Annotated in this window: 18 protein-coding genes, 1 tRNA gene and 1 pseudogene; 8 read left to right on the top strand and 12 right to left on the bottom strand. The window is 63.5% G+C overall.

Annotation, left to right across the window (positions count from 1 at the left end):
• Both KTQ42_RS03865 and KTQ42_RS03860 read left to right on the top strand, forming a co-directional pair.
• On the top strand, positions 1–189 hold the full coding sequence (locus KTQ42_RS03865) for a hypothetical protein (RefSeq protein ID WP_217344299.1): 189 nt from the start codon (positions 1–3) through the stop codon (positions 187–189).
• A gap of 200 nt (positions 190–389) precedes the next feature.
• Positions 390–1,658 (top strand): DUF2863 family protein, encoded by a 1,269-nt coding sequence (locus KTQ42_RS03860; protein WP_217344298.1) that lies wholly within the window; start codon positions 390–392, stop codon positions 1,656–1,658.
• Between the two features lie 56 nt (positions 1,659–1,714).
• On the opposite strand, the gene KTQ42_RS03855 is transcribed toward KTQ42_RS03860, so the two are convergent.
• On the bottom strand, positions 1,715–2,875 hold the full coding sequence (locus KTQ42_RS03855; protein WP_217344297.1) for a M14-type cytosolic carboxypeptidase: 1,161 nt from the start codon (positions 2,873–2,875) through the stop codon (positions 1,715–1,717).
• Between the two features lie 77 nt (positions 2,876–2,952).
• Between KTQ42_RS03855 and KTQ42_RS03850 the strand changes: the two genes are divergently transcribed.
• Positions 2,953–3,029 (top strand) — tRNA-Pro (locus tag KTQ42_RS03850).
• Positions 3,030–3,477: 448 nt separating this feature from the next.
• Here KTQ42_RS03850 and KTQ42_RS03845 read toward each other — a convergent pair.
• Positions 3,478–4,360 (bottom strand): annotated as a pseudogene (locus KTQ42_RS03845) (IS5 family transposase).
• A 599-nt stretch (positions 4,361–4,959) separates the two neighbouring features.
• Between KTQ42_RS03845 and KTQ42_RS03840 the strand changes: the two are divergent.
• Positions 4,960–6,018 (top strand): acyltransferase, encoded by a 1,059-nt coding sequence (locus KTQ42_RS03840; protein ID WP_217344296.1) that lies wholly within the window; start codon positions 4,960–4,962, stop codon positions 6,016–6,018.
• 66 nt (positions 6,019–6,084) lie between these two features.
• On the opposite strand, the gene KTQ42_RS03835 is transcribed toward KTQ42_RS03840, so the two are convergent.
• The 5 genes from KTQ42_RS03835 to KTQ42_RS03815 form a co-directional block, all read right to left on the bottom strand.
• Positions 6,085–7,620 (bottom strand): glycosyltransferase family 39 protein, encoded by a 1,536-nt coding sequence (locus KTQ42_RS03835; RefSeq protein WP_217344295.1) that lies wholly within the window; start codon positions 7,618–7,620, stop codon positions 6,085–6,087.
• Positions 7,617–8,615, bottom strand: a complete 999-nt coding sequence (locus tag KTQ42_RS03830) for a glycosyltransferase family 2 protein (RefSeq protein WP_217344294.1) — start codon at positions 8,613–8,615, stop codon at positions 7,617–7,619. The genes KTQ42_RS03835 and KTQ42_RS03830 overlap by 4 nt, the downstream gene beginning before the upstream one ends.
• Positions 8,588–8,995, bottom strand: a complete 408-nt coding sequence (locus KTQ42_RS03825) for a GtrA family protein (protein WP_217344293.1) — start codon at positions 8,993–8,995, stop codon at positions 8,588–8,590. Before KTQ42_RS03825 ends, KTQ42_RS03830 begins: the two co-directional genes overlap by 28 nt.
• Positions 8,995–10,542: a hypothetical protein gene (locus tag KTQ42_RS03820; RefSeq protein ID WP_217344292.1), complete on the bottom strand. Its 1,548-nt coding sequence runs from the start codon at positions 10,540–10,542 to the stop codon at positions 8,995–8,997. Before KTQ42_RS03820 ends, KTQ42_RS03825 begins: the two co-directional genes overlap by 1 nt.
• A 147-nt stretch (positions 10,543–10,689) precedes the next feature.
• Positions 10,690–11,157, bottom strand: a complete 468-nt coding sequence (locus KTQ42_RS03815; RefSeq protein ID WP_217344291.1) for an MgtC/SapB family protein — start codon at positions 11,155–11,157, stop codon at positions 10,690–10,692.
• Between the two features lie 209 nt (positions 11,158–11,366).
• Here KTQ42_RS03815 and KTQ42_RS03810 point away from each other — a divergent pair, with 209 nt between their 5' ends.
• From KTQ42_RS03810 to KTQ42_RS03795, 4 genes are all read left to right on the top strand, one after another.
• Entirely contained in the window at positions 11,367–12,044 is a 678-nt protein-coding gene (locus KTQ42_RS03810; RefSeq protein ID WP_217344290.1) for a response regulator transcription factor, read from the top strand.
• Positions 12,031–13,488, top strand: a complete 1,458-nt coding sequence (locus tag KTQ42_RS03805) for a sensor histidine kinase (protein ID WP_217344289.1) — start codon at positions 12,031–12,033, stop codon at positions 13,486–13,488. The genes KTQ42_RS03810 and KTQ42_RS03805 overlap by 14 nt, the downstream gene beginning before the upstream one ends.
• 127 nt (positions 13,489–13,615) lie before the next feature.
• Positions 13,616–14,308: a TerC family protein gene (locus tag KTQ42_RS03800; RefSeq protein WP_217344288.1), complete on the top strand. Its 693-nt coding sequence runs from the start codon at positions 13,616–13,618 to the stop codon at positions 14,306–14,308.
• A 15-nt stretch (positions 14,309–14,323) separates the two neighbouring features.
• Complete coding sequence (locus KTQ42_RS03795; protein WP_217344287.1) at positions 14,324–14,764, top strand: universal stress protein; 441 nt, start codon at positions 14,324–14,326, stop codon at positions 14,762–14,764.
• Between the two features lie 131 nt (positions 14,765–14,895).
• Here the strand turns inward: KTQ42_RS03795 and KTQ42_RS03790 are convergent, their stop codons facing one another.
• The 5 genes from KTQ42_RS03790 to KTQ42_RS03770 all read right to left on the bottom strand — a co-directional run bounded on the left by KTQ42_RS03790 (position 14,896) and on the right by KTQ42_RS03770 (position 22,339).
• Positions 14,896–16,929, bottom strand: coding sequence for an acyl CoA:acetate/3-ketoacid CoA transferase (locus KTQ42_RS03790; RefSeq protein ID WP_217344286.1), 2,034 nt, complete (start codon positions 16,927–16,929; stop codon positions 14,896–14,898).
• 423 nt (positions 16,930–17,352) lie between these two features.
• Entirely contained in the window at positions 17,353–18,816 is a 1,464-nt protein-coding gene (rmuC, locus tag KTQ42_RS03785) for a DNA recombination protein RmuC (RefSeq protein ID WP_217344285.1), read from the bottom strand.
• A gap of 4 nt (positions 18,817–18,820) precedes the next feature.
• The gene (locus KTQ42_RS03780) at positions 18,821–19,228 is read right to left on the bottom strand and encodes a group II truncated hemoglobin (RefSeq protein ID WP_217344284.1); all 408 of its coding nucleotides are present in this window, start codon (positions 19,226–19,228) and stop codon (positions 18,821–18,823) included.
• 31 nt (positions 19,229–19,259) lie between these two features.
• A complete protein-coding gene (locus KTQ42_RS03775) occupies positions 19,260–21,755 on the bottom strand; it encodes an FtsX-like permease family protein (protein WP_217344283.1) in 2,496 nt (831 codons plus the stop codon).
• Positions 21,755–22,339 (bottom strand): DUF4126 domain-containing protein, encoded by a 585-nt coding sequence (locus KTQ42_RS03770; RefSeq protein ID WP_217344282.1) that lies wholly within the window; start codon positions 22,337–22,339, stop codon positions 21,755–21,757. Before KTQ42_RS03770 ends, KTQ42_RS03775 begins: the two co-directional genes overlap by 1 nt.
• Positions 22,340–22,422 lie beyond the last annotated feature (83 nt).

Below are 22,422 nucleotides of genomic sequence, written 5' to 3'. Positions count from 1 at the left end.
ATGTGGAAAGTTGCTGTGGGATTCGTCGCTTTTGCGGCGCTGGCCTTGTTCATCATCATGCAGGCCGGCGACAAGGTCGACATGCGCGGCGAGTCCGCTGGCCATGACATGACCGAACAACATGCCGCACCCGCCACGCCGGCGGCCCCCGCCACGCCGGCGGCCCCCGCCGCGCCGGCGGCAAAATAAGCCGTGTGATCCCAATGGCGGCATGGCCTGCTCCATGCCGCCCTTTTCAGCTCCCCGCGTCAGCTTCGCTCCGCATCAAGCCTTCCACCCGTGCCTGCCGGCCTGCGTTTTCCTCACGGTAAAACCCGCCAAACTATTTCCTTCGCCAAAGGTCGAATCCACTACAATAGCCCTCCGAGTTATCAGAGCTTTCACAGACTATGCGTCGCCCTTCCAAATCCCGCACTCCCCGCATTTCCGCAGATAGCCAGCGCCTGTCGGCGATGGCGCAAGCCATGGCGCTCGCCAGCAGCCGGCATGAAGAGCGGGCCTGGGAGCGCAGCCTGGACATGCTGATCGAGAAGCTGCTGCGCACCGACCACCAGAACACGCTGGACTCCGCTCTCGACAAGCTGTTCAGCACCGACCCCATCGCCTACGACGTGCTGATGGAATCGATCGAAGCCGTCAGTTCGAGCGCGGTGGTGGAGCATGACGGCAAGCGCTACGACGCGCTGCTGATTGCCTTCCCGGTACTGGCCTGGACCCGCTTCGCTATCTTTTCCGGCACGGTTGCCGCCGACACCCTGATCACCCTGGCCGCACAACTGCATGCCCATGTGCTTGCTGATGAAACCCGGGTTGCCCTGGCGCCGATGCTCTATTCGATCGACCAGCTGCCGCGCACCCATGCCGAAACCCATGCGCTGACATTGCGCATGGCCCAGGCAGCGCTGGGCAATACGGTATTGAAGCCCATGGCACATCCGCCCGAGACCGCGCCCTTCCTGGCCGACACCCGCTACCTGCTGGCAGCCGTCGTCGCGCCGGCCGACGGCCCGCTGTTCCACTGGCAAACCGCCGAGCCGGGGCAGGACATCATTACCCAGCGCCAGAGCGCCATCGAAGCCTTGCGGGAACAGGCCAGGCCCACCATCGAGCGCCTGCTGCCCGGCTGCGGCGTCGAGCTGCTGGCGCCGGAAGCCTATTACGTCGCCTGCCGCGAAGCCGACCGCGCGATCCGGCCGGTGTCGGTACACTCCGCCATCCATTACCTGACCCATATCCTGAGCGTGGAGCCGAACGGCCTGTCGGCCATCATCGGCGCCTTCGGCGACGAGGGCGGCGACATGCGCGTGGACGAGTACCGCATCAGCTTCACCCTGCGCGACCAGTCCGAAGTGGTCTATGGCATTGTCTGGCCGCTGTATGGCCAGGAAGAAGACAGCGAGGAGCCGGTATCGGCCAGCGCCAGCATGACGCTCGCCGTGCCGCCTGCCGGCGCGGAAGTCGACATTCCACCGCCGATCACCCAGTTGGTGCTGTCCCTGCGCGCCAACGGCATCACCGACATCATGCGTCACCAGGAACGCTTTGCGATGGAGTTCTGCGAGGACTGCGGCGCCCCGCTCTTCTGCGACCGTGAAGGCGAACTGGTGCATGCCGAACTGCCGGAAGACACGCCGCAGGCTTCAGGCCATCTGCATTGACGTTGCGCCGCCATGCCGGGATGCATTCCGGCATGGCGGTTGATGCCCCTACCCACTCACATTGACCTGAAGCTCGGCTTCATGCCGGGCTCGCGACAGCCCAACGACCGCCCTATCGCCTTCAGGCATGCCGCGCCCAGTTGCGCGCTGCGCGCGCCGTTCCAGCCCACTGCCGGGTCCGGGCGCTGTTTGTTATCCTTGAAGGGCAGCTCCAGGGTCAGCGATACGCACTTGAAATGGTGGCCGACATACTTGGACGCCAGCTTCAGCATGTCCGCACGATACTTCCCTGACGGATAACCATGCTGATCCTGGAAGTCCGGGCTGGCTTCCTTGAACGCATCGATAAAGGTCTGCTGCGCAGCCGCCTGTTCCGCGGTAAAGCCTTCCAGCATCTCGCTGCCGGCCGCGAACACATAAGGCAGGCCTTCATCGCCATGCACATCGAGGAACAGATCGCAGCCGGTCTGATGCAGGCGCTCACGCACATGGAACACTTCCGGACTGGCCTCCAGGCTGGGCGACACCCACTCCCGGTTCAGGTTGGCGCCAGCGGCATTGGTGCGCAGGTTGCCGCGGGCAGCGCCATCCGGATTCATGTTGGGCACCACATAGAAAACCGCCTGCGACAGCAATGCGCGTGAGTGCGGGTCGCCTGAATTCAGCAATGCATCCAGCACGCCCTCGACGAACCATTCCGCCATGGTCTCGCCTGGATGCTGACGCGCAATGATCCATACCTTGCTGGCGGCATCGGCATTGCCGACAACCAGCAGATTCAGGTCACGGCCATCGACGGTATTGCCAAGGTCTTCTACCCGCACCGAATCATGGCAGGCGACGCGGCCGATCAGGTCGAGATGGCGTTCAAAGGAATAAGGCTCGAAGTAGGCGTAATAGACGCTGTCGCGTTCCGGTCGGTGGCTGATCTCCAGCACGCCGTTTTCATAGGTGGTGGGCACGCGAAACCAGGACTGCCGGTCATAGCTGGCCACGGCCTGGTAACCCACCCATCCATCCGGATAGCTGGCCTCGCCGGCATTAAAAATGCGCATGCGGCACGCTATCTCCCGCGCGCCCTGCAGCCGGAAGTAGAACCATTGCGAGAAATCCGCATGGCTATCCTTGCGCAGGCGCAGCTGGATATCCGCGGCCGAAGCGGCATCGACAACCTCAATGGCGCCGGCGTCAAACTGGTGGCTGATCTTGATGGACATAAATATTGAAAAAGACAGGTTTTAAATGCTGCAAGGATACGCGAACCGAAAACCCTCTGCTATAATCCGTGCCTCGTCGGGGCGTAGCGCAGCCTGGTAGCGTACTTGCATGGGGTGCAAGGGGTCGGAGGTTCGAATCCTCTCGCCCCGACCAATAGAATCAAGCAGTTGGAAAAGCCGGAGAAATCCGGCTTTTTTCTTTTGTGGATTTGGCAATAAAAACTTGGACAATAGCCATATGTGCTGAGCCAATAACTGATGCGTCGAACGTCTTGCACCAGCTATCATCGGAATGACTATGGACGCCCCCTTGGTCTGTCCAGTCTTAAAGATGTTTGAACAATGCCGCAAGATGATTGCGCGTCACGCCAAGAGTCACACACTGGTCTCGCCAGTCGTCCTTGGATAATAGCAGCGCGCGGCGCACTTTCTTCTTTTGGCAAAGTCCGCTGCCTTTGCGAAAATGGTTTTCTCGAAGATCTTGTGTTCCAATGCTGCTTCAAGTCCATTGACGGGCTTAACGACGTCCTGCAGTGCAGGCGCTTGCCGGGCTTTGTTGCAGGAATGAAGTAAAAAACGAGTTAGCTTGTCTAGAGACGGATTTACGGCATAGCAACCGTAATCGGCGTGCCGAGGCGCGTAAGCCGATTTAGCACAGCGGCACGGAACCGTAATTCAGCGACTTGGGGATCAAAGTCGCGCGCCATGACGCGCCGCCCAAGATGCTTGAAGCAGCGCATTTTTCGTCTCCAATAAATTTCGTCGCTAGTAGCCACTCCCTTTCTTTCAAATCCTTGAACCCAGTTGGCGTGTCGCTCGTAGAATCTCATTTCGCGCCGCTGGACCAGTCCGGTTTGTCTTCCATGGGTTGGCATTCTTCCGGGTCCGGGATGACGGCATCCGCCTGACGTAGCGCGATGGCCTCATGGCAGCCCTTCGTATCGTAAGCCCCATCGGCCCTGACGCTGGCGAGTTGGTCTCCGGGGGAATCTAACCCAGAAGGTTGGGCAGCATAGGCGCATCACCGATGCTGTTGTCGGTCACTTCCATGGCGCGAATCTCGAGTCTGGCAGCATCAATGCCGAGATGGACCTTGCGCCATTGGCGCCGGCAGGCGGCGCCATGCTTCCTGGTCTTCCATGCACTTTCGCCCAGCATCCTGATGCCGGCACTATCGACCAGCAGGTGTAAGCCGGACGTGATGGGCACGACTTCGATGGCAACGCGCAATGTCTTTTGCTGACGGCTCACCGTGCCGTAGTCAGGAACGGGCCAGTCACGGCCTGCCAACTGCAGCAGGTCGTGCGTCATGCCCATGGCCTGGCGTAGCGGCAAGCTAAACAGGGATTTGATACTCAGGCAGGACTGAACGGCTTTGTCACTGAAGGTCTGACTTCGTCCACACTTACCGCTTACCGCTTGTCGGGCGTGCCAGTTCATGTTGGGATCGAGCGAGATCAGCAACGAGCCACGTGCCTATAGCACGGCGTTGTACGCCTTCCAGTTCGTCGTTTGGTATTTCTGAGGAGGGGATTTCGTGCGCCCAGCAGACCTAAGCCTGGGACCATGCGCTCGGCTGCCTGGTTCATGCAACAAACCTCTACAAGCACTAACAGGTATATCAAACTGATGCCCGCGACAATTCCAGCAAAGCTGGCCAGTGAGCATAAGGAGTGGGACAAGGGCAGCGTAATTGCGGACATATCAAGCGGAAGAACTCTGATAGATCAATCACAAGAAGTGCTATTCCAAGTCATTTGGAGCAAGGATTACTGGTCGAGAGTCGACGACTGAAGCCTGACACCAGAAGACCAAGATTGTGGTCATAGGCGCGAGCTGCAGCCTCACAATCGCTACATGCAAAAACGTCAAGGGCTCTTCCAGACCGGCCTGTCGGATTTCCTTACACAAAGAGTTTCCCTTTTGAATTCAAATCGCAAGTAACTGTTGTAAAAGGAAAATAATTACTGGCATCAATATTGCTACATTTCTTATATCATTGAATTTCGAATAAGAAATGTATTTCACCCACTTCCACCGTCAAAAGATCGTACCAACCCAATTCCATCTGGCGCTTCAGACCCATGCCAGATAAATCAATTCGGCGGATTTCCTTCGACCCCGACATCGCGACGCGCATCGACCTTCTCCGCTTCGTCATGATCTTCGGCATCGTCATTCTTCACACGCCGCAGTATGTGAACATTGCCGATGTCGGCAACAGCTGGTTTGATTTGTTCAAGGCGTTTTTCCAGAGCGCGGTGTTTCGCTGCACCGTGCCTGTGCTGACAACCATTTCCGGCTATCTGCTCTTCAAGGCAGGACTTGATCGGGAGTACCGCAAGCTTGCGGGCAAAAAGGTCCGCAGCCTGGCAATCCCCTTCCTGACCTGCAATGGCTTGCTTGCGGCGGCGCTTTATCTGATTCAATCGGCTTACAAGTTGCCAGTTTCTTACCAGCTCTATCCGTTCAATGCCGGCATTATGCTGGATGGCGCATTGGGATTGACACAGGGGCCGGTGAATTATCCGCTGCATTTCATTCGCGACTTGTTCGTCCTGACCCTGCTTTCACCCTTGCTGGGCTTGCTGCTGCGGCGCGCTGCGTTTTCTGGCCTGCTGCTGCTGACCGTGATTTTCTGGTTCAATTTCGATGGCTTTTTCATCCTGCGCAAGGAAATGCCCATCATGTTTTATTTGGGCGGCCTTGTTGCCATCAAGGACTGGAACCTGCGTTTCCTGGACCGGCATGCCCGGCTGTGCGTCGTCATATTCTTGACCCTGTGCGCCAGCATCGTGATCCTGAAAATCCAAAACACCACTTACCTGCGGCTGGTGTCGCCACTGCTGGTCTGGCCGGCGACGTCGATGTTGAGTAATACCCATGCCGGCAAATGGCTTGCACGACGCGCGAAATACAGCTTCTTTATTTTCCTGCTGCATGCGCCGCTGCTGTTGGCATCCTTCATGGTCTACAAGCAGCTTCCGGCATTTCTGCCTTATGAACTCTACTGGTTTGCGGCGCCGTTCATCGTCGTGGGTTTGCTGGTTGCCATCTACAAGTTCGGCATGCTGTATGGCTCGATCAATTTCTGCCGCCTGTTCGGCATCCCGGCTGCACGGTTGAAGGTGGTTGCGAAATGAGAAGGAAGAGGCAGAAAGCGGCTATCAGATCCCTACCCTAACGAAACGCTGTACCAGCATGCCGCTTCACTTCCTCGCATACACCACCAGTTCCCGCTCATCCTTGCGCACATCCCCCTGCAAAGGCACGCGCCCAACCACGGAGAACTTGCCACCGCCCTCCAGCAGCCGCTGGAACTGCTGCATGCTGGGCTGGTCCGCCAGATAGCCTGTCTGCGCCACAACCACCGCGATGTTCTGGTCGTCGAGGATCTTCAGTATCGCGTCCTGGCTCAGCTCGCGGTCGCGTATGCCGAGCTGGCGCATGATGCTGATCTCGACGAACAGCTTGTCGGCCCGCCGCGTGCCGATATCACGGCGCCTGCCGTCGGCGCGCATGTTGAAGATGAAGCTGCCATCCCGATGCGCCGAGATCAGCACGTTGGCGCCAGGCGGTGTGTGGGCCTGCGCCAGGCTGGCTGCTTCGCGAAATCCCTGCGCCACCGGCACCTGAAACAGCATCGCCTGATAAACCAGCCAGCCGGCAAGCGCCAGCAGCAGCAGGCGGCCCAGCAAGGCCTGCAGGCGCGTCAGGCCCCAGGCAGCCAGCATGAACAGAAACGGAATGCTCGGCAGGTTGAAGCGCGGCTCCTTGTTCGACACGATGGTGAAGAAAACCCAGGACGACAGCGCGAATGCGGCGATGACCTTTGCCGCGGGCGGCATGCCGGCGCGGAGCGTGGCCACGGCGGCAATCAGGCCGGCGATGATGAACCAGGTGGCAGGCCAGCCAATCTGCTGCGGCAGCGCTCTGGCATACCAGGTCCAGTTGTCCCATGACCATAAGGCCGGCATGTCGGGCATGGCCCCGGCCAGGTTGCCTGTCACCTTGCTGAAGTAGAAGACGCTGCCGACTGAGGGCAATGCAAGGACCAGAAAAAATACGGCGGCGGCCAGCCATGTCCGCAGCGGCGGACGCTGCGGCGTGCGGTGGAACAATGCGAACAGGCCAACCGCCGGCACCGCATAACCAGCCTGCACCCGGGTCAGCATGGCCAGGCCCATGAAGGCCGCAGTGAGCACCAACCAGCGGGCACTGCCGGTATGGAGGTAATGAATCAGCGCCCACGCCGTGCAGAGCAGAAGCGCCAGTGCAGGCACATCGAGCTGTACCTGGCGCGACCACAAGGCTATCTCCGGCAGGGCCAGGATGGCCAGCGCCACCAGCAGCGCGCTCCACCTGTCCATCAGGCGCTGGCAGATCAGGTAGACCATCACGCCGGCAAGCAGCGCATGCAGCGCCACGACCGACTGCGACACCGCATGGCTTGCGCCGAACACCGCCAGGAAAGGCACCGAGGCGATGTACATGAACGGCGGATAAAAGCCGATGTTGATCGCCGGGTATTGCTGGTAGTACTCCCTGGCGAAGCGCAAGGGATGCAGCAGGCCGCCTTCGAGCAGGAAGTCGCGCAGGAAGACGCCATTCATCGCATGGCGGGAAGCGTCGTACCACCAGAAGTCGCCGCCCGTGGGCGTGGTCATGAAAAGCGCCAGCGCCATCGCCGCAAGAGCGATGATGGCCGGCGCATGGCCCAGCCCTGCCAACCTTGCCCGGCTCATCGGGGCGTCACTTCGGTAAAGCGCTCCCCGCACAGGCTTTCGACATGGAAGCGCGGGCGCTTCTTGGAAGACTCGAAAATCTTCGCCACATACTCGCCGATGATGCCCAGGCTCAGCAGCTGCACGCCGCCCAGGAAGTACATCGGAATCACGGTGGATGCCCAGCCCGGCAGCGCGTTGTCGGTGAACAGCTTGGTGAGCACGGCCCATGCCGCCATGACCAGGCTGACCACGGAAATCATCATGCCGATGCCGGTAATGAGCCGCAGCGGATAAGCGGAAAACGAGGTCACGCCCTGCCATGCCAGCGACAGCATCTTGGTCAGCGGGTACTTCGATTCGCCGGCGAAGCGCTCGGCCCGGTCGAATTCGACGATCGCGCCCTTGTAGCCCAGCTGCGGCACCAGGCCGCGCAGGAACAGATGGGTCTCGTCATAGCCGCGCAGGCTTTCCACCGCGCGCCGGCTCATGAGCCGGTAGTCCGCATGGTTGTAGACGATCTGCACGCCCATCATCGCCAGGAACTTGTAGTAGCTCTCGGCGCTGAAGCGCTTGAAGAAGGTGTCCTTGGTGCGCTTGCGGCGCACGCCGAACACGATTTCACTGCCTTCCCGGTAGCGCTGGATCATCTGCGGTATGGCTTCCAGATCGTCCTGCAGGTCGGCGTCCAGGCTGATCAGGATATCCCCCGGCGCCGTCAGCAGGCCGCACAGCAGCGCGTTCTGGTGGCCGCGGTTGCGGCTGAGCTTGATGCCGCAGACATCGGCATTGCGTTCGGCATAGTCATGAATCATTTCCCAGGTGCGGTCGCGGCTGCCATCGTCGACGTAATAGATCGCGCTGCCGTCAGCGATCTCGCCATTGGCCTTGAGCCGGGCCAGCATGGCCTGCAGGCGGGCCGTGGTTTCGGGCAGGACTTCCTGCTCGTTGTAGCAGGGAAGCACCAGGCTCAATACCGGCGGATGGGCTAGGTCTGTGGCTTTTTGAATGTCCATAACGCGTTCAATGTGTAATTCCAGATCAGGACGCCTGCCGTGCTCAGGATCTGCGCCGGCGCGGGATGCAGGCCGGCGGCGATCAACAGGCTCAACAACAGGGAATTGATGCCCAGCCCAAGCGCGGCGGTGACGGCGAAGCGCGGCAGGGTGGACGCATGCGAGCGCTCGCTGCGGAAAGTCAGCTTCGCATTGAGCAGGTAGTTGGCCACGGCGCTGATGGCGAATCCGGTGTTGGAGGCGGCCAGTGCCGGCACGCCGGCCAGCGCCATCAGCAGGGCCATGATGGCGTACTGCAGGCCGGTGGCGAAGCCGCCCACCACGAGAAAGGTTGCCAGGCTGCGCAGCGAAATGTTGCCGGACGAGGGTCTTGTGTTCATCAGGAACCTTTCTGCGGACGTATCTGGAAGAGCATCACATTCTCTTTCGCATAGATCGGCGCAAAGCGGGCCGGGTAGTCGTGGCTGAAGTAATCCGGATTGATCAGCATCACAAAGTCAAAGCGCTCCAGCGGGATGTCAGGGAACGGATTGGCTTTGCCCTTCTCTTCCGGCCCCATCCGGAATGTCTGCGAAGGATCCACCGAGAACGGCGCCTTCGAGCCGTAGGCCACCTGCAGCACCTGCTTGCCGGGTTCGGCGAACAGGGTATTGAGATAGGCCTCCTTCGTTACCACTGCCATGTTCGGCACATGATCCAGAGGCGGATTGGCCAGATAGGGAAAACTGTCGCCGCCGCAAATCACCGCCACCCGCGCGCCATGCGGCAATTGTTCAATGCTGGACAATATCGGCTGATAGACCTTGTCGGCATTGATCCAGTTCACACTAATGACGGTCATGCGCCCCAGAAACAGCAAAACCATGCCGGCAGCCAGCATGCCGCGCGCCCTCGCTGTGTCCAGGCGCACATGCAGCGCCGCAACAGTGGCCAGCGCCACCATCACCAGCAGCCGCCGGTCGGCGCCAAAGGAAGCAAACATCAGGCGCGGCAGGCACAGGTAGATGATGAACAGCAGCGCCAGCGGCAGCCGCAGGTCGCGGTGTATGGAGAGCCGACGGGTAACGATACCGGCGGCAACCAGGCCCGCCAGGATGAGGAAGGTGGCGACATCGAGGGGCAGGCTGTAATTGTTGACCATGTCCAGCAGGCCGTAGAGCTTGTCGAGCGGCGCCGACCACTTGATCTCGCCGGCCCGCTCGGTGGTGCTGGACAGCGACAGGAACAGCGCGGCAGGAAGGATGAATTGCGCGCCCGCCACCAGCAGCGCCCGCCACGGCCGGTTCTCCCGCTGGCGCCATGCCACGGACACCTCATAGCCGCCGATCAGGATGGCGTAGCTTGCGAAAGCATGCAGATGGGAAATCAGCAGCGCTGTCGACAAGGCAGAAAACAGCACGATGCGCAATGCATCGCTGCGATGGCGCAACTGAATGTGCGCAGCCAGCATCCACAGCGCAAGCCCCACCGAGAACAGATAGTTCAGGAAGCCCCACAGGAAATGCCGGTTGTAAAGGAACAGAAAAGCGGCAAACGGCAGCAGCGACCAGCGGTTATACAGCGCGCGGTGCAGCACGATGGCGCCGCTTGCCAGCAGGAACATGGCAAGCGCGGCGAATGCCAGGCTGGCCTGCTCGGCCGACAGGGGCGGCATCAGCAGCGGCACCAGCAGGTCCATGGCGAGATTCGGGATGAATTCCCAGTGCACCAGGTAGTGCCGGGCCAGCGCGGCCGACTCCGACAGGTGGGCAATGATATGCATGCGCGCCACATGGTTCGGATAGTCGCTCAGAGGCAGCGGCGATACCAGGGCGAACGGAATCAGGACGACGGTGAGCAGTGCCAGGAAAGTGCCCGCAAGCGCCAGGTGCTGGCCATTGCGTGTTCCTGCCTCTGCTTCCGGCAGGGACTTGGATCTTTGCAGCATGATGAAACGGCTTGAACTTAATGTTCAATCTTCGCATGTCAAAAAAACAAGGTCTTGCGCGAAACAGACTCCGGTGGCGGCCGAAATGTTAAACATTCCCTTATTCGGCATGTCACCCTGCCGGCCATGCCGGATGGCATGGGCCGCTTATTTTGCTTTGGTCAGCCTGAGCAACGACAGCACCACCCAGCCGAACACGGCGCTGAGCACCGCGGTTGCCTCCAGGCCCAGCCCGGCCGCCACGCCCACCGCCGCGGTCAGCCAGATGCCGGCGGCGGTGGTAAGGCCCTTGATATGGCTTTCCTCGCGCAGCTTGATGATGGCGCCGGCGCCGAGAAAGCCGATGCCCGACGCCACGCCCTGCAGCACGCGCGACATGTCGTCCAGCGCCATGCCGGCCTGGGAAGGCACCAGCACGAACAGCGCCGAGCCCAGCGACACCAGCATGTGGGTGCGCAGGCCGGCGGAAGCGCCCACCGATTCCCGCTCGTAGCCCAGCAAGCCGCCCAGCGCCAGCGCCACCAGCAGGCGCAGGCAGACACGTGTAACGTCCGACGCATCGCCGAGGTCGGAAAATTCCTGCTGAACGGCAAGCCAGCTTTCAGTCCACCACATCCTGTTTCCTCCTTGATCTGCAGGCCTTCCATGGTAAGGCCGAGCAAAACTTAAGTGCATGCTTGACAACAATGCCTGCGTTGATTCCCGGCAGTTGACCAGGCGGGGCAAGCGCCGTTTCACCGCGCAATGCATCGATGCGGGCTTTGCATGGGCCTTCCTCCGTTAGAATCGGCCCACGCGCCTTCACCACCACCTTCATTCACATCATGCGAATTCTTCTCGTCGAGGACGATGAAATCCTGTCCGACGCCCTGTACCGGGCCCTGGTGCAGTCGGCCTATGCGGTCGACCTCGCCAGCAACGGCGACCAGGCCGACAAGGCCCTGTCCATCCATACCTATGACCTGGTGGTGCTGGATGTCGGCCTGCCCGGCATGAGCGGCTTCGAGATCCTGCGCCGGCTGCGCGCCCGCAAGTCGCGCGTGCCGGTGCTGCTGCTGACCGCGCTCGACGCGCTGGCCGACCGGGTGCGCGGCCTGGACCTCGGCGCCGACGACTACCTGACCAAGCCGTTCGACCTGCCCGAACTGGAAGCCCGGGTGCGTGCGCTGCTGCGGCGCGGCCATGGCAGCTCGGCGCCCGACCTCCATCATGGCCGTCTGCGGCTGGATACTTCCGGGCGGCGGCTGTACTACGACGACCAGCCGATCGAGCTGTCGGCGCGCGAGCTGGCGCTGTTTGAATTGCTGCTCATGCGCGAGGGCCGCGTGGTCAGCAAGGAGCACATGGTCAACCACCTGTACGGCTGGGGCGATGAAGTCGGGCCGAATGCGATGGAAGTCTATGTCTACCGGGTACGCAAGAAGCTCGAGCCCTACGGCTGCACGATACGCACCATCCGCGGCATGGGCTACCTGATGGAACGCAACGATGTCGCAGAATAAGGGCAAGGCAACGCTGCGGCGCCAGCTGCTGGCATGGCTGCTCGGCCCGCTGCTGGGACTGCTGCTGATCGACACCGTGGTTACCTATTCCACCTCGCTGGGCTTTTCCAACCGGGCGCATGACCGCTCGCTGGAAGAGATGGCGCGCGAAGTCTTCCTGCATGTGCGTCCCGGCCCTGCCCAGCCCAGCCTGGAGATCGCGCCGATGACGGAGCGCATCCTGCGCGTGGACCAGGACGACCGCATCTATTACCGTGTCTCGTCCAGCGACGGCAAGCTGGTCGGCGGCGACCCCGAACTGGCGCCGCCCACAGCCCACGTCGTGACCGGCAAGCCGCTGTTCTATGACGATCAGCTGCATGGCGAGCCGGTGCGCGTGGTGGCCGCGCTGATGACGGTGAACGAGGCGCAGGCGCCGACCGTGGTGCTGGTGCAGGTCGCCGAGACGCTGAACAAGCGCAACCGGCTGGCGCGCGACATTCTTGCCAGCGTGTTCCTGCCCCAGATCCTGCTGATCCTGTGCGCCGGCGTGGCGGTCTATTACGGCGTGCGGCGCGGCCTGCTGCCGCTGGAGCGGCTCAAGCGGGCCGTGTCCGACCGTTCCCACCTGGACCTGAGCCCGATCGAGGCGGTGGGCGTGCCCGGCGAGGTGATGCCGTTGGTGGAGGAAGTCAACGACCTGCTGCTGCGGCTGGGCAAGACGCTGGACTTCCAGAACCGCTTCATCGCCGATGCCGCGCATCAGCTGCGCACGCCGGTGGCTGGCATCAAGGCCCAGATCGAGCTGGCTCTGCGGGAGAACGACAAGGCCAGGCTGCGGCATTCGGTGGCCCAGCTTTATCTCAGCGCCGACCGGCTGTCGCGCCTGGTCGGCCAGCTGCTGTCGCTGGCGCGCAATGAGCCGGGCGCGGTGGAACGCATCGAGCTGCATGCGCTGGACCTGAATGCGCTGGCGCTGGAAGTGACGATGGAATGGGTGCCGGAAGCGCTGCGGCGCAATGTGGACCTCGGCTTCGAAGGCCTGGAGACGCCGGTCTTCATCGATGGCGATGCGCACCGGCTGCGCGAACTGATCAACAACCTGATCGACAACGCGGTGCGCTACAGCCAGGATGCAGGGCGCGTGACGGTGCGCGTGGTGGCGGGCGAGCGGCGCATGCTGTCCATCAGCGACGATGGCCCGCGCATCCCGGTGGAAGAACGGGAACGCATCTTCCAGCGCTTCCACCGGCTGCTGGGCACCAACATGGACGGCAGCGGCCTGGGCCTGGCCATCGTCAGCGAGATCGCAGCCCTGCACAAGGCATCGATCACGCTGGAAGAAGACCTGGACGGCGTCGGCAATACCTTTACCGTATTCTTTCCGGAACCGGAACAGGCGACGCTGGAAGCCGACACGGCACTGGCCGGGCATGGCGCCACACCCGGCGCGCGCAGGCTGTAAGGCTGTTGTAAGAAAACTGAAAGGCTGGCGTAAGGTAGCAGACAGGAAGGCGAAAGACTCCTTCTCTATCCTTGCGGGCAGGGGAAATCACATTCCGGTTTCCCATGTCCATCCCAAGGAGACCCGCGTGACCATGCTGACCTCGCCAGAATTCTGGCTTGCCTTATCCCAGATCATTCTGATCAACATCGTGCTTTCCGGCGACAATGCCGTCGTGATCGCGCTTGCCTCGCGGTCCCTGCCGCCTCAACAACAGAAAATGGCCATCCTGGCCGGCAGCGTCGGCGCCATCGTGCTGCGTATCGTGCTGACCTTCTTCGCGGTCTACCTGCTGTCCCTGCCCTACCTGAAACTGGCCGGCGCGGCCCTGCTGCTGTGGATCGGCATCGGGCTGCTCAAGGGCGAGGATGGCGACGAGGAACTGGAAGGCCATTCCAACCTGGCCGCCGCCATCAAGACCATCATCATCGCCGACCTGGTGATGAGCCTGGACAACGTGATCGGCGTGGCTGCTGCCGCCAAGGGCAACATCGTGCTGCTGGTGATCGGCCTGGGCGTGAGCATCCCGCTGATCATCTATGGCAGCACCCTGATCCTGAAGGTCATGACCCGCTACCCGATCATCATCACCTTCGGCGCCGCCCTGCTGGGCTGGGTTGCCGGCGAGATGGCCTTCTCCGACCCCAGCATCCATACCTGGGCGGAAAGCCACCACAACCTGCACTTGATCCCGCCGGCGCTGTGCGCAATGCTGGTGGTTGCGGTGGGCAAGTGGATGCAGAGCCGCAATGCCAGCGCCCGCGTGGAACACGCTGGCTAAACGGCGGACAGTGCGATGAAAAAAGTGCTCGTTCCTGTCACCGTGCATACCAGCCCGGAGCAGATGCGGCATGCGGTGGAGGAAGCCATCGCCATCTACCGCAAGGAAGACGGGGTGCAGATCCACCTGCTGAGCGTGCAGCTGCCCGTGTCGCGCCATGTATCGGACTGCTTTGCGCCGGGCGAGATGCAGGAGCTGCATGCGCAGGCGGCGAAGGAAGACCTGGCGCCGGCCCGCGCCGCCTTCAGCGCGGCCAACGTGCCCTTTCTCAGCCATATGGAGACCGGGCGCAGCGCCGAGACCATCGCTTCCTTCGCCCGGGAAATCCGCTGCGACCGCATCCTGATGGGCGAGGCGGTGCAGCCCGGCATCGCCAACAAGCTGTTCGGCAACCTGGCCAGCCAGGTGCAACACCTGCTGGGCCTGGCCAGCGAATGTCGGGTGATCGGCTGCTGAACGGCGCCGCCCTTTTTACTTCGTCATGTAATGCCCGCCCTGGCAAAAGGGCGGGCATTGTTTTTTGGCGGATGCCACGCGTGCAGTGGCACATGCGCTGCGCAACGATGCCGACGAACCCAGACGGCCGTTCAGCTTGCTTTGCCCTCCGGCCCCATGAGCTGCGACAGCGCCTCCTCCGGCGTGGCATACAGGGCCGGCTCGGCGTCATGGGCCCGCAGCGCCTGGCCGAAGTAGCTGCGCATGAAGGTGCTGGTGGTGTAGCGCGTGACCCGGCTGTAGAAACGCTCGGTCAGGTCGCGCACCATGGCGATGTAGTCGTCCATCAGTTCCGGCGCGATGGCGAAGTTGTCGTAGTTGACGATGGCCGGCACCTTCCGTTTCAACAAAGCCAGGCACTGCGCTACGCTCATGCGGATTTCCTCGATGTCGGCCGCGGTGCGAATCTCCACGCCCTCGAAATTGATGAAGAAGATATTGCGCTCCGGATCGAAGCGCAGCCGTTGCGGCAGCGGCAGAAACAGGATGTCGTCACGCAGGCCCATGGCGGCTGGCCGGAAGATGCGGGCATCCATGGTCTTCAGGTTCGCGCTGACCGCGGGACGAAACCGCATCTGCCCGATCACGTCGCGCTCCAGATCGATGCCGGGCGCAATCTCGATCACTTCCAGCCCGGAAGCCGTCAGCTGGAACACGCAGCGCTCGGTGATGTACAGCGCCGGCTGGCCGCGCTCCACCGCATGCGGGCCGCTGAAAGTGCGATGCTCCACTTCCTCGATGAACTTGCAGGCCGTGCCTTCCCGTGCCACATGCAGCGCGCCATCCTTGATTTCCACCTGCAGGTCGCCGGCGGTGAAGGTGCCCACGAACACCACCTTCTTCGCGTTCTGGCTGATGTTGATGAAGCCGCCGGCGCCGGCCAGGCGCGGGCCGAACTTGCTGACATTGAGGTTGCCATGCCGGTCGGCCTGGGCCAGGCCGAGGAAAGCGACATCCAGGCCGCCACCGTCGTAGAAGTCGAACTGGGAAGGCTGGTCGATGATGGCGTCGGGATTGGTGGCGGCGCCGAAGTTCAGGCCGCCGGCCGGGATGCCGCCGATGACGCCCGGCTCGGCGGTCAGGGTCACGAGGTCGAGTATCTTTTCTTCCGCCGCCACGCTGGCAACGCCTTCCGGCATGCCGATGCCCAGGTTTACCACGCTGTTGGGTTTGAGCTCCATCACCGCGCGCCGGGCAATGATCTTGCGTTCGTTGAAGGCCATGGCCGGCAGGCTCGACACCGGCACCCGCAGTTCGCCGGCGAAGGCGGCGCTGTAGGGCTCGGCGAAGGTCTGCATGTGGTATTCCGGCTTTTCCGCCAGCACCACGCAGTCGACCAGCACGCCCGGCACCCTCACCTGGCGCGGATTGAGGCTTCCGCTTTCGGCGATGCGCTCGACCTGCGCGATGACGATGCCGCCGGAATTGTGCGCCGCCATCGCAATGGCCAGCGCTTCCAGCGTCAGCGCCTCGCGCTCCATCGTGATGTTGCCATTGGCGTCGGCGGTGGTGCCGCGGATGATGCCGACATGGATGGGCATGGCCTTGTAGAACAGGTATTCCCGGCCGCCTATGGTCATCAGTTCGACCAGGTCCTCGGTGGTGGCGGCATTGACCTTGCCGCCGCCGTGGCGCGGGTCGACGAAGGTGCCCAGGCCCACCGCGCTGATCACGCCCGGCTTGCCCGCTGCGATGTCGCGAAACAGATGGCTGATGATGCCTTGGGGCAGGTTGTAGGCCTCCACCCGGTTCTCCATCGCAAGCTTCTGCAGCCGCGGCACCAGGCCCCAGTGGCCGCCGATGACCCGCTTGACCAGCCCTTCATGGCCCAGGTGGTTCAGTCCGCGCTCGCGGCCGTCGCCCTGCCCAGCCGCATAGACCAGCGTCAGGTTCCGCGGCTGCCCGGCGCCTTCCTGGCCCGGCACCACGCCCAGGAAGCGCTGTTCCAGCGCCACCGCGATATTCTCCGGAAAGCCGATGCCGACGAAGCCGCCGGTAGCCACCGTGTCGCCATCATGGATCAGCCGCACCGCTTCGGCGGCCGAGACGACCTTGTTGCGATGGGCGCGGCGCGCGCTGGCGGCATGCTGGTCCAGGCTGGCTGTCTGGGCAGGGGGCTGTGACATGGCGGAGTCTCCGAGGGGTTTTGCCGATTATGCAATAAACCGCGCGGGATCCCGCGTATGCTGCCAAACAAGGGCAGCGCGGCGCCGGAGTCTCATCGCCCATGCCCCTATCATGAGACTGCGATCAGTTGCCGTTGCATAAGACATCAATATCGATTGTTTGGTGGCGATCGACGAGTGGCTCCCGGAACAAGCCCCAGATGAAAATCCCGATGCTTGGCTGCCCTTGATATTGGCTGGCAGTCCATGAGCGCATTGCAATCGCCCAAGCCTGCCTTGTCAGGGTTGTGCGCAATGAACTCAAGGCGCCGGCATGGCTTCCACTCAGAATCGTTTGTCAACCCTATTTTCTATCCTGAACCTTGTGTCCCGCCCTTCGGTCGGCATAGCGTCAGCGCTGCGCGTGGCAGCCGTCCCGCATGCCTACCTGTCGCCTGCGCCTTCCTTCTCTTCCCCGAACTCCAGCGCCGCCGCGCCGAGCAGGGCCTGCGCCGCATCGCCCGGCAATGCTTCCACTGATTTGAGCTTGCGCGACATCTGCCGGCTGCGCACCTCGGCCTGCTCGATGTTGCGTGCCGCCCGTTCCAGCGTCTGCTTGGTGCTGGCCAGCACGTCGCCGAACTTGCCGAACTCGGTCTTGACCGCGCCCAGAACCTGCCATACCTCGGACGAGCGCTTCTCCAGCGCCAGCGAGCGGAAGCCCATCTGCAGGCTGTTGAGCAGCGCGCACAGCGTCGACGGGCCGGCGATGGTGATGCGGCAGGTGCGCTGGATTTCATCGGCCAGGCCGGGCCGGCGCATCACTTCGGCATACAGGCCCTCGGTGGGCAGGAACAGGATGCCGAAATCGGTGGTCAGCGGTGGCGAGATGTATTTCTCGCAGATGGTGCGGGCCTCGCCGCGCAGCACCCGCTCCAGGTCGCGCACTGCCAGCGCCACCGCATCGGCGTCGGCGCGGTCGGCGGCGTCGACCATGCGCTCGTACTGCTCCTTGGGGAACTTGGCGTCGATCGGCATCCAGACCGGCGCGCCGCCATCGACGAGCCCCGGCAGGCGGATCGCGAACTCGACCCGCTCGCCGCTGCCGGGCACGGTCTCGACGTTCTTTGCGTACTGGTCGGCTGTCAGCATCTGCTCCAGCAGCATGCCCAGCTGCACCTCGCCCCAGGTGCCGCGCGTCTTCACATTGGTCAGCACCCGCTTCAGGTCGCCCACGCCGATGGCGAGCTGCTGCATCTCGCCCAGGCCCTGGTGCACCTTGTCCAGACGGTCCGACACCAGCTTGAACGATTCGCCCAGCCTGTGCTCCAGGGTCGCATGCAGCTTTTCATCGACGGTGCGGCGCATCTCTTCCAGCCGGGCGCCGTTGTCGCTCTGCAGGTCGCGGATCTTGGCTTCCAGCGTGCCGCGGATCTCGGCCATGCGCTGGGCGTTGGACTCGGTCAGCGTGGCCAGGGTCTGGTTCAGGGTGTCGCCGAAGCGCTTCAGCGCGCCGGCCTGCTCCTCGCGGCCGGCCTTGGCCTGCAGCGAGATGGCGTTGCGCATCGCTTCGAGCTGCTGCGCATTGGCTTCGGTCAGCTTGGCCAGCTGCTGGGCGAAGGCATCGATCTGGCCGGTCTGCAGCGAGGCCATGCCGGTCACCTGGGCGCCGATGCTGCGCTGGAACTCGGCCAGCAGGCCGGACAGTTCCTGGCGCGTGCCCTGGGCGCTGGCCTGCACCTGGCTGCGCAGTTCGCGCTCGGTGCGCTCGCTGGTCTTTTCCAGCGCATCGAACAGCTCATCGGTGTCGGCGCCGGCCTGGCCGCCGCGCCGCATCAATAGCATGGCCTGCAGGGCGACCATCACCAGCCCGAGGCCGAGCAGTACGAAAAATTCAGTATTGGACATGGATTCAGCCGTGGCGGTTACGCATCCAGTCGGCGGTCTGGAAGAAGGAGTGCATCAGCCGTTCCTGCAGCGCCTCGGGCATGTCGAGCTCGTGCATGGCCTGCGCCATGCAGCGCAGCCAGTCGTCACGCTCCTTCGATGCAATCGAGAACGGCAGATGGCGCGCCCGCAGGCGCGGGTGGCCGAAGCGCTCGATGAAGTGGTTGGGGCCGCCGCTCCAGCCGCACAGGAACCAGAACAGCTTGTCGCGCGAGCCGTCCAGCGAAGGCGGATGCATCGCGCGCAGGTCGGCGAACCTGGGTTCCAGGTCCATCAGGTCATAGAAACGGTCGACCAGTTCGCGCAGGCGGGCCTCGCCGCCGATGATCTCGAACAGGGTCGGGGAACTGTCTTGGTCTTCGGGATTCGTCATGGGCGCCAATGATAACGCACAGCCGCTGCCGTCAGGCCTCGCGCAGGGTGCGCATCGGCGGATGCCGCAGCACGTCGCGCAGCCCCACCCAGCCGCCGACGAAGGCGCAGGCGGCGCCGACGGCAATGCCTGCCAGCCAGACCATGATGCTTACGCGCCATTCGAACTTGAACACCTGCTCGGCCAGCACCCAGCCGGTGGCTGCCGCGCCGGTGGCGGCCAAAAGGCCAGCCAGGCCGCCGACCAGCGCAAATTCGATCCATTGCGCGCTCGACAGCTGGCGCCGGGTGGCGCCCAGCGCGCGCAGCAGGCCGGCTTCGCGGATGCGCTCGTCCTGCGAGCCCACCAATGCCGCATACAGCACCAGCACGCCCGAGGCCAGCGTGAACAGGAACAGGAATTCCACCGCCCGCACCACCTGGTCGATCACGCCCTGGATCTGGCGCACCACGCTGCCGATGTCGACCACGGTCAGGTTGGGAAAGTCGCGCACGATCTGGTTGACCAGGCCGGCCTTTTCCGGCGGCAGCCGGAACGCAGTGATATAGGTCTGCGGCATGCCATTCATCAGGGAAGGATTCAGGATCACGAAGAAATTGACCCGCATCGAGCCCCATTCGAGCTTGCGCAGGCTGGTCACCGGCGCTTCGACCACCTGGCCGCCGATGTCGAAGCGCAGACGGTCGCCCAGCTTCAGGTTCAGGGTCTTGGCCAGGCCCTGCTCCACCGACGCCTCCGGCTTGCGGTCGTCCAGCCATTTGCCGGCCGCCACCTGGTTCTGCGGCGGCATGTCGGTCATGGTGGACAGATTGAATTCCCGGTCGACCAGGCGTTTGGCGCGGTCTTCGATGAAGGTTTCGCCCGTCACCGGCGTGTCGTTGATCTGCACCAGCCGGCCGCGGATCATCGGATACAGCAGCGGCTGCTCGACGCCGTTGGCGGCCAGCAGCGTGGCCAGCGGCTCGCGCTGTTCGGGCAGGATGTTCAGCGCGAACTGGTTGGGCGCATCCGGCGGCGTGGCCTGCTGCCAGGCCTGCACCAGGTCGCCGCGCACGACAGTCAGCAGCAGCAGCGCCATCAGCCCGAGCGACAGGGCCACTACCTGCACCACGGTGGCGCCGGGCCGGCGCTGCAGCGCCGTCACCGCAAAGCGCCAGCCGGAGTGGTCAAAGGCGGTGCGCAACAGCCGCAGCGACTTCAGCGCCAGCCAGCCCACCAGCGCGAACAGCGCAAAGCCGCCGAGGAAGCCGCCGGCCGTCAGCGCGCCCAGCTTCAGGTCGCCCGACTGCCACAGCAGGAGGGCCACGAAGCTGGCCAGGCCCAGGCCGTAGGTGGCCAGCGTCATCGGTTGCGGCGGCGCCTGTTCGCGCCGGATCACCCGGTTGTGCGGCACATTGCGCAGTTGCAGCACGGGCGCCAGCGCGAAGCCGAGCAGCAGCAGCATGCCGGTCGCCAGGCCCTGCACGGCCGGCAGCAGGCCGGGCGCCGGCAGGTCGGTGGACACCAGGCTGCCGAGCCAGGCCAGCAGCACGAAATGGGCGCCAAAGCCCACCAGCACGCCCAGCGCGCTGCCGGCCAGCCCGACCAGCAGGAATTCGATCAGGTACATCTGCGTCACCTGCCCCTGGGTCAACCCGAGGCAGCGCAGCATCGCGCAGGCGTCGAGATGGCGCAGCATGAAGCGGCGTGCCGCCATCGCGATCGCCACCGCGGCCAGCATGGCTGACAGGAGGCCCACCAGCGCCAGGAACTGTTCGGCCCGGTCCAGCGTGGCGCGCATTTCCGGCCGGCCCGATTCCAGCGACTCAATATGCACGCCCTTGGCGCCGCTGCCGGAAATACGCCCTTCCACCCATTTCTGGAATGCCCTGACCTGCAGCGGCTCGCCCGCCAGCAGCAGGCGGTAGGTCACCCGCGAACCGTACTGGATGAGCCCGGTGGAGGCGAGATCGGACTGGGCCAGCATCACCCGCGGCGCGAAATTCATGAAGGCCGCGCCACGGTCGGGCTCGACCGAGATTACCTGCGCGATCCGGAAGCTGCGCTCGCCCAGCCGCAGCTGGCTGCCCACCTGCAGCTTGTGCGCCAGCAGCAGGTTCTCGTCCACCCAGACCGTGCCGGGCGCCGGCGTGTCGCGGGTCGGCCGGTCGGCATTGCCGTCCTTGAGCTTGACGCTGCCGCGCAGCGGATAGTCGGGCGTGACCGCCTTGACCGAGGCCAGCTGGGTAAAGGCCGCATCGCCGCTGCCGCTGCTGGCCATGCTGGGAAATACCGTGGTCCGGGCAATGCGCAGCCCGCGCTGGCCGGCTTCGGCCAGCCAGGCCGGCTCGAGCGGCTGGTCGGCGCGGATCAGCAGGTCGGCGCCCAGCAGCTGGTTGGCGTCGCGCGCCAGGGCGCTGCGCATGCGGTCGACGAAGAAGCCCACCGAGGACAGCGCCGCCACGGCGACCACCAGTGCAATGAGCAGGAATCGGAGTTCGCCGGCGCGCCAGTCGCGCCGGGTCATGCGCAGGGATTGGAGGAACATCAGGTGCTGAACTTTCGGAAGAGCCAGCGCATGCCGCGCCAGAGTTTGGGCAGGAGCCAGACAGTCAGCACCAGGAACAGCGCCAGCAGCGCGAACCAGAGCCAGGGATGGAAGAAGGCAGCCCACAGGCCCGTAGCCACCACCGCTTCCTCGGAAAACGAGGCGGCCCAGTTGCTGAACGGTTCCGGCGACGTATTGATCAGCGCGCGGCTGCCGGCCTTGGTGAAATGCGCGCTGGCGGCCAGGGTGCCGCCCAGCAGCGCGGCGATCGTGGTCCAGGCCGGGTCCATCTGGCCCAGCGCGGCCACGCCCAGGATCGCTCCGGCGGGTATTCGTATGAAGGTCTGAATGGCGTCCCAGGCGGAATCCACGCCGGGTATCTTGTCGGCCAGGAATTCCACCACCAGCAGCACGCCGGTCACGCCCAGCACCCAGGGCGAGGCCAGCACCTGCAGCGCCGAGGGCAGCTCCAGCCAGCCGGCACGCGCCATCGCGCCCGCCATGAACAGGGTCATGTACAGGCGCAGTCCGCTGGCCCAGGACAGGCCGCCGGCCAGGGCGGTAGCGGACAGGGTCTCAACCATGATCGCTCTCCTTCAGACGATGGAAACAGCGTACCCGATTCGGCCGCGGCGTGATGGCCAGCGGCGAAGCGGTTGCGGTTTGG

Source organism: Noviherbaspirillum sp. L7-7A, from assembly GCF_019052805.1.
GTDB lineage: Bacteria > Pseudomonadota > Gammaproteobacteria > Burkholderiales > Burkholderiaceae_D > Noviherbaspirillum_A.
Note: the sequence above shows the minus strand (reverse complement) of the source record. Positions and strands in the feature narration are given on the sequence as shown.

Bases quoted from the DNA above. Each gene is read 5' to 3' on its own strand.
- KTQ42_RS03865 (WP_217344299.1), top strand. From the start codon at position 1: ATGTGGAAAGTTGCTGTGGGATTCGTCGCTTTTGCGGCGCTGGCCTTG.
- KTQ42_RS03860 (WP_217344298.1), top strand. From the start codon at position 390: ATGCGTCGCCCTTCCAAATCCCGCACTCCCCGCATTTCCGCAGATAGC.
- KTQ42_RS03855 (WP_217344297.1), bottom strand. From the start codon at position 2,875: ATGTCCATCAAGATCAGCCACCAGTTTGACGCCGGCGCCATTGAGGTT.
- KTQ42_RS03840 (WP_217344296.1), top strand. From the start codon at position 4,960: ATGCCAGATAAATCAATTCGGCGGATTTCCTTCGACCCCGACATCGCG.
- KTQ42_RS03835 (WP_217344295.1), bottom strand. From the start codon at position 7,620: ATGAGCCGGGCAAGGTTGGCAGGGCTGGGCCATGCGCCGGCCATCATC.
- KTQ42_RS03830 (WP_217344294.1), bottom strand. From the start codon at position 8,615: ATGGACATTCAAAAAGCCACAGACCTAGCCCATCCGCCGGTATTGAGC.
- KTQ42_RS03825 (WP_217344293.1), bottom strand. From the start codon at position 8,995: ATGAACACAAGACCCTCGTCCGGCAACATTTCGCTGCGCAGCCTGGCA.
- KTQ42_RS03820 (WP_217344292.1), bottom strand. From the start codon at position 10,542: ATGCTGCAAAGATCCAAGTCCCTGCCGGAAGCAGAGGCAGGAACACGC.
- KTQ42_RS03815 (WP_217344291.1), bottom strand. From the start codon at position 11,157: ATGTGGTGGACTGAAAGCTGGCTTGCCGTTCAGCAGGAATTTTCCGAC.
- KTQ42_RS03810 (WP_217344290.1), top strand. From the start codon at position 11,367: ATGCGAATTCTTCTCGTCGAGGACGATGAAATCCTGTCCGACGCCCTG.
- KTQ42_RS03805 (WP_217344289.1), top strand. From the start codon at position 12,031: ATGTCGCAGAATAAGGGCAAGGCAACGCTGCGGCGCCAGCTGCTGGCA.
- KTQ42_RS03795 (WP_217344287.1), top strand. From the start codon at position 14,324: ATGAAAAAAGTGCTCGTTCCTGTCACCGTGCATACCAGCCCGGAGCAG.
- KTQ42_RS03790 (WP_217344286.1), bottom strand. From the start codon at position 16,929: ATGTCACAGCCCCCTGCCCAGACAGCCAGCCTGGACCAGCATGCCGCC.
- rmuC (WP_217344285.1), bottom strand. From the start codon at position 18,816: ATGTCCAATACTGAATTTTTCGTACTGCTCGGCCTCGGGCTGGTGATG.
- KTQ42_RS03780 (WP_217344284.1), bottom strand. From the start codon at position 19,228: ATGACGAATCCCGAAGACCAAGACAGTTCCCCGACCCTGTTCGAGATC.
- KTQ42_RS03775 (WP_217344283.1), bottom strand. From the start codon at position 21,755: ATGTTCCTCCAATCCCTGCGCATGACCCGGCGCGACTGGCGCGCCGGC.
- KTQ42_RS03770 (WP_217344282.1), bottom strand. From the start codon at position 22,339: ATGGTTGAGACCCTGTCCGCTACCGCCCTGGCCGGCGGCCTGTCCTGG.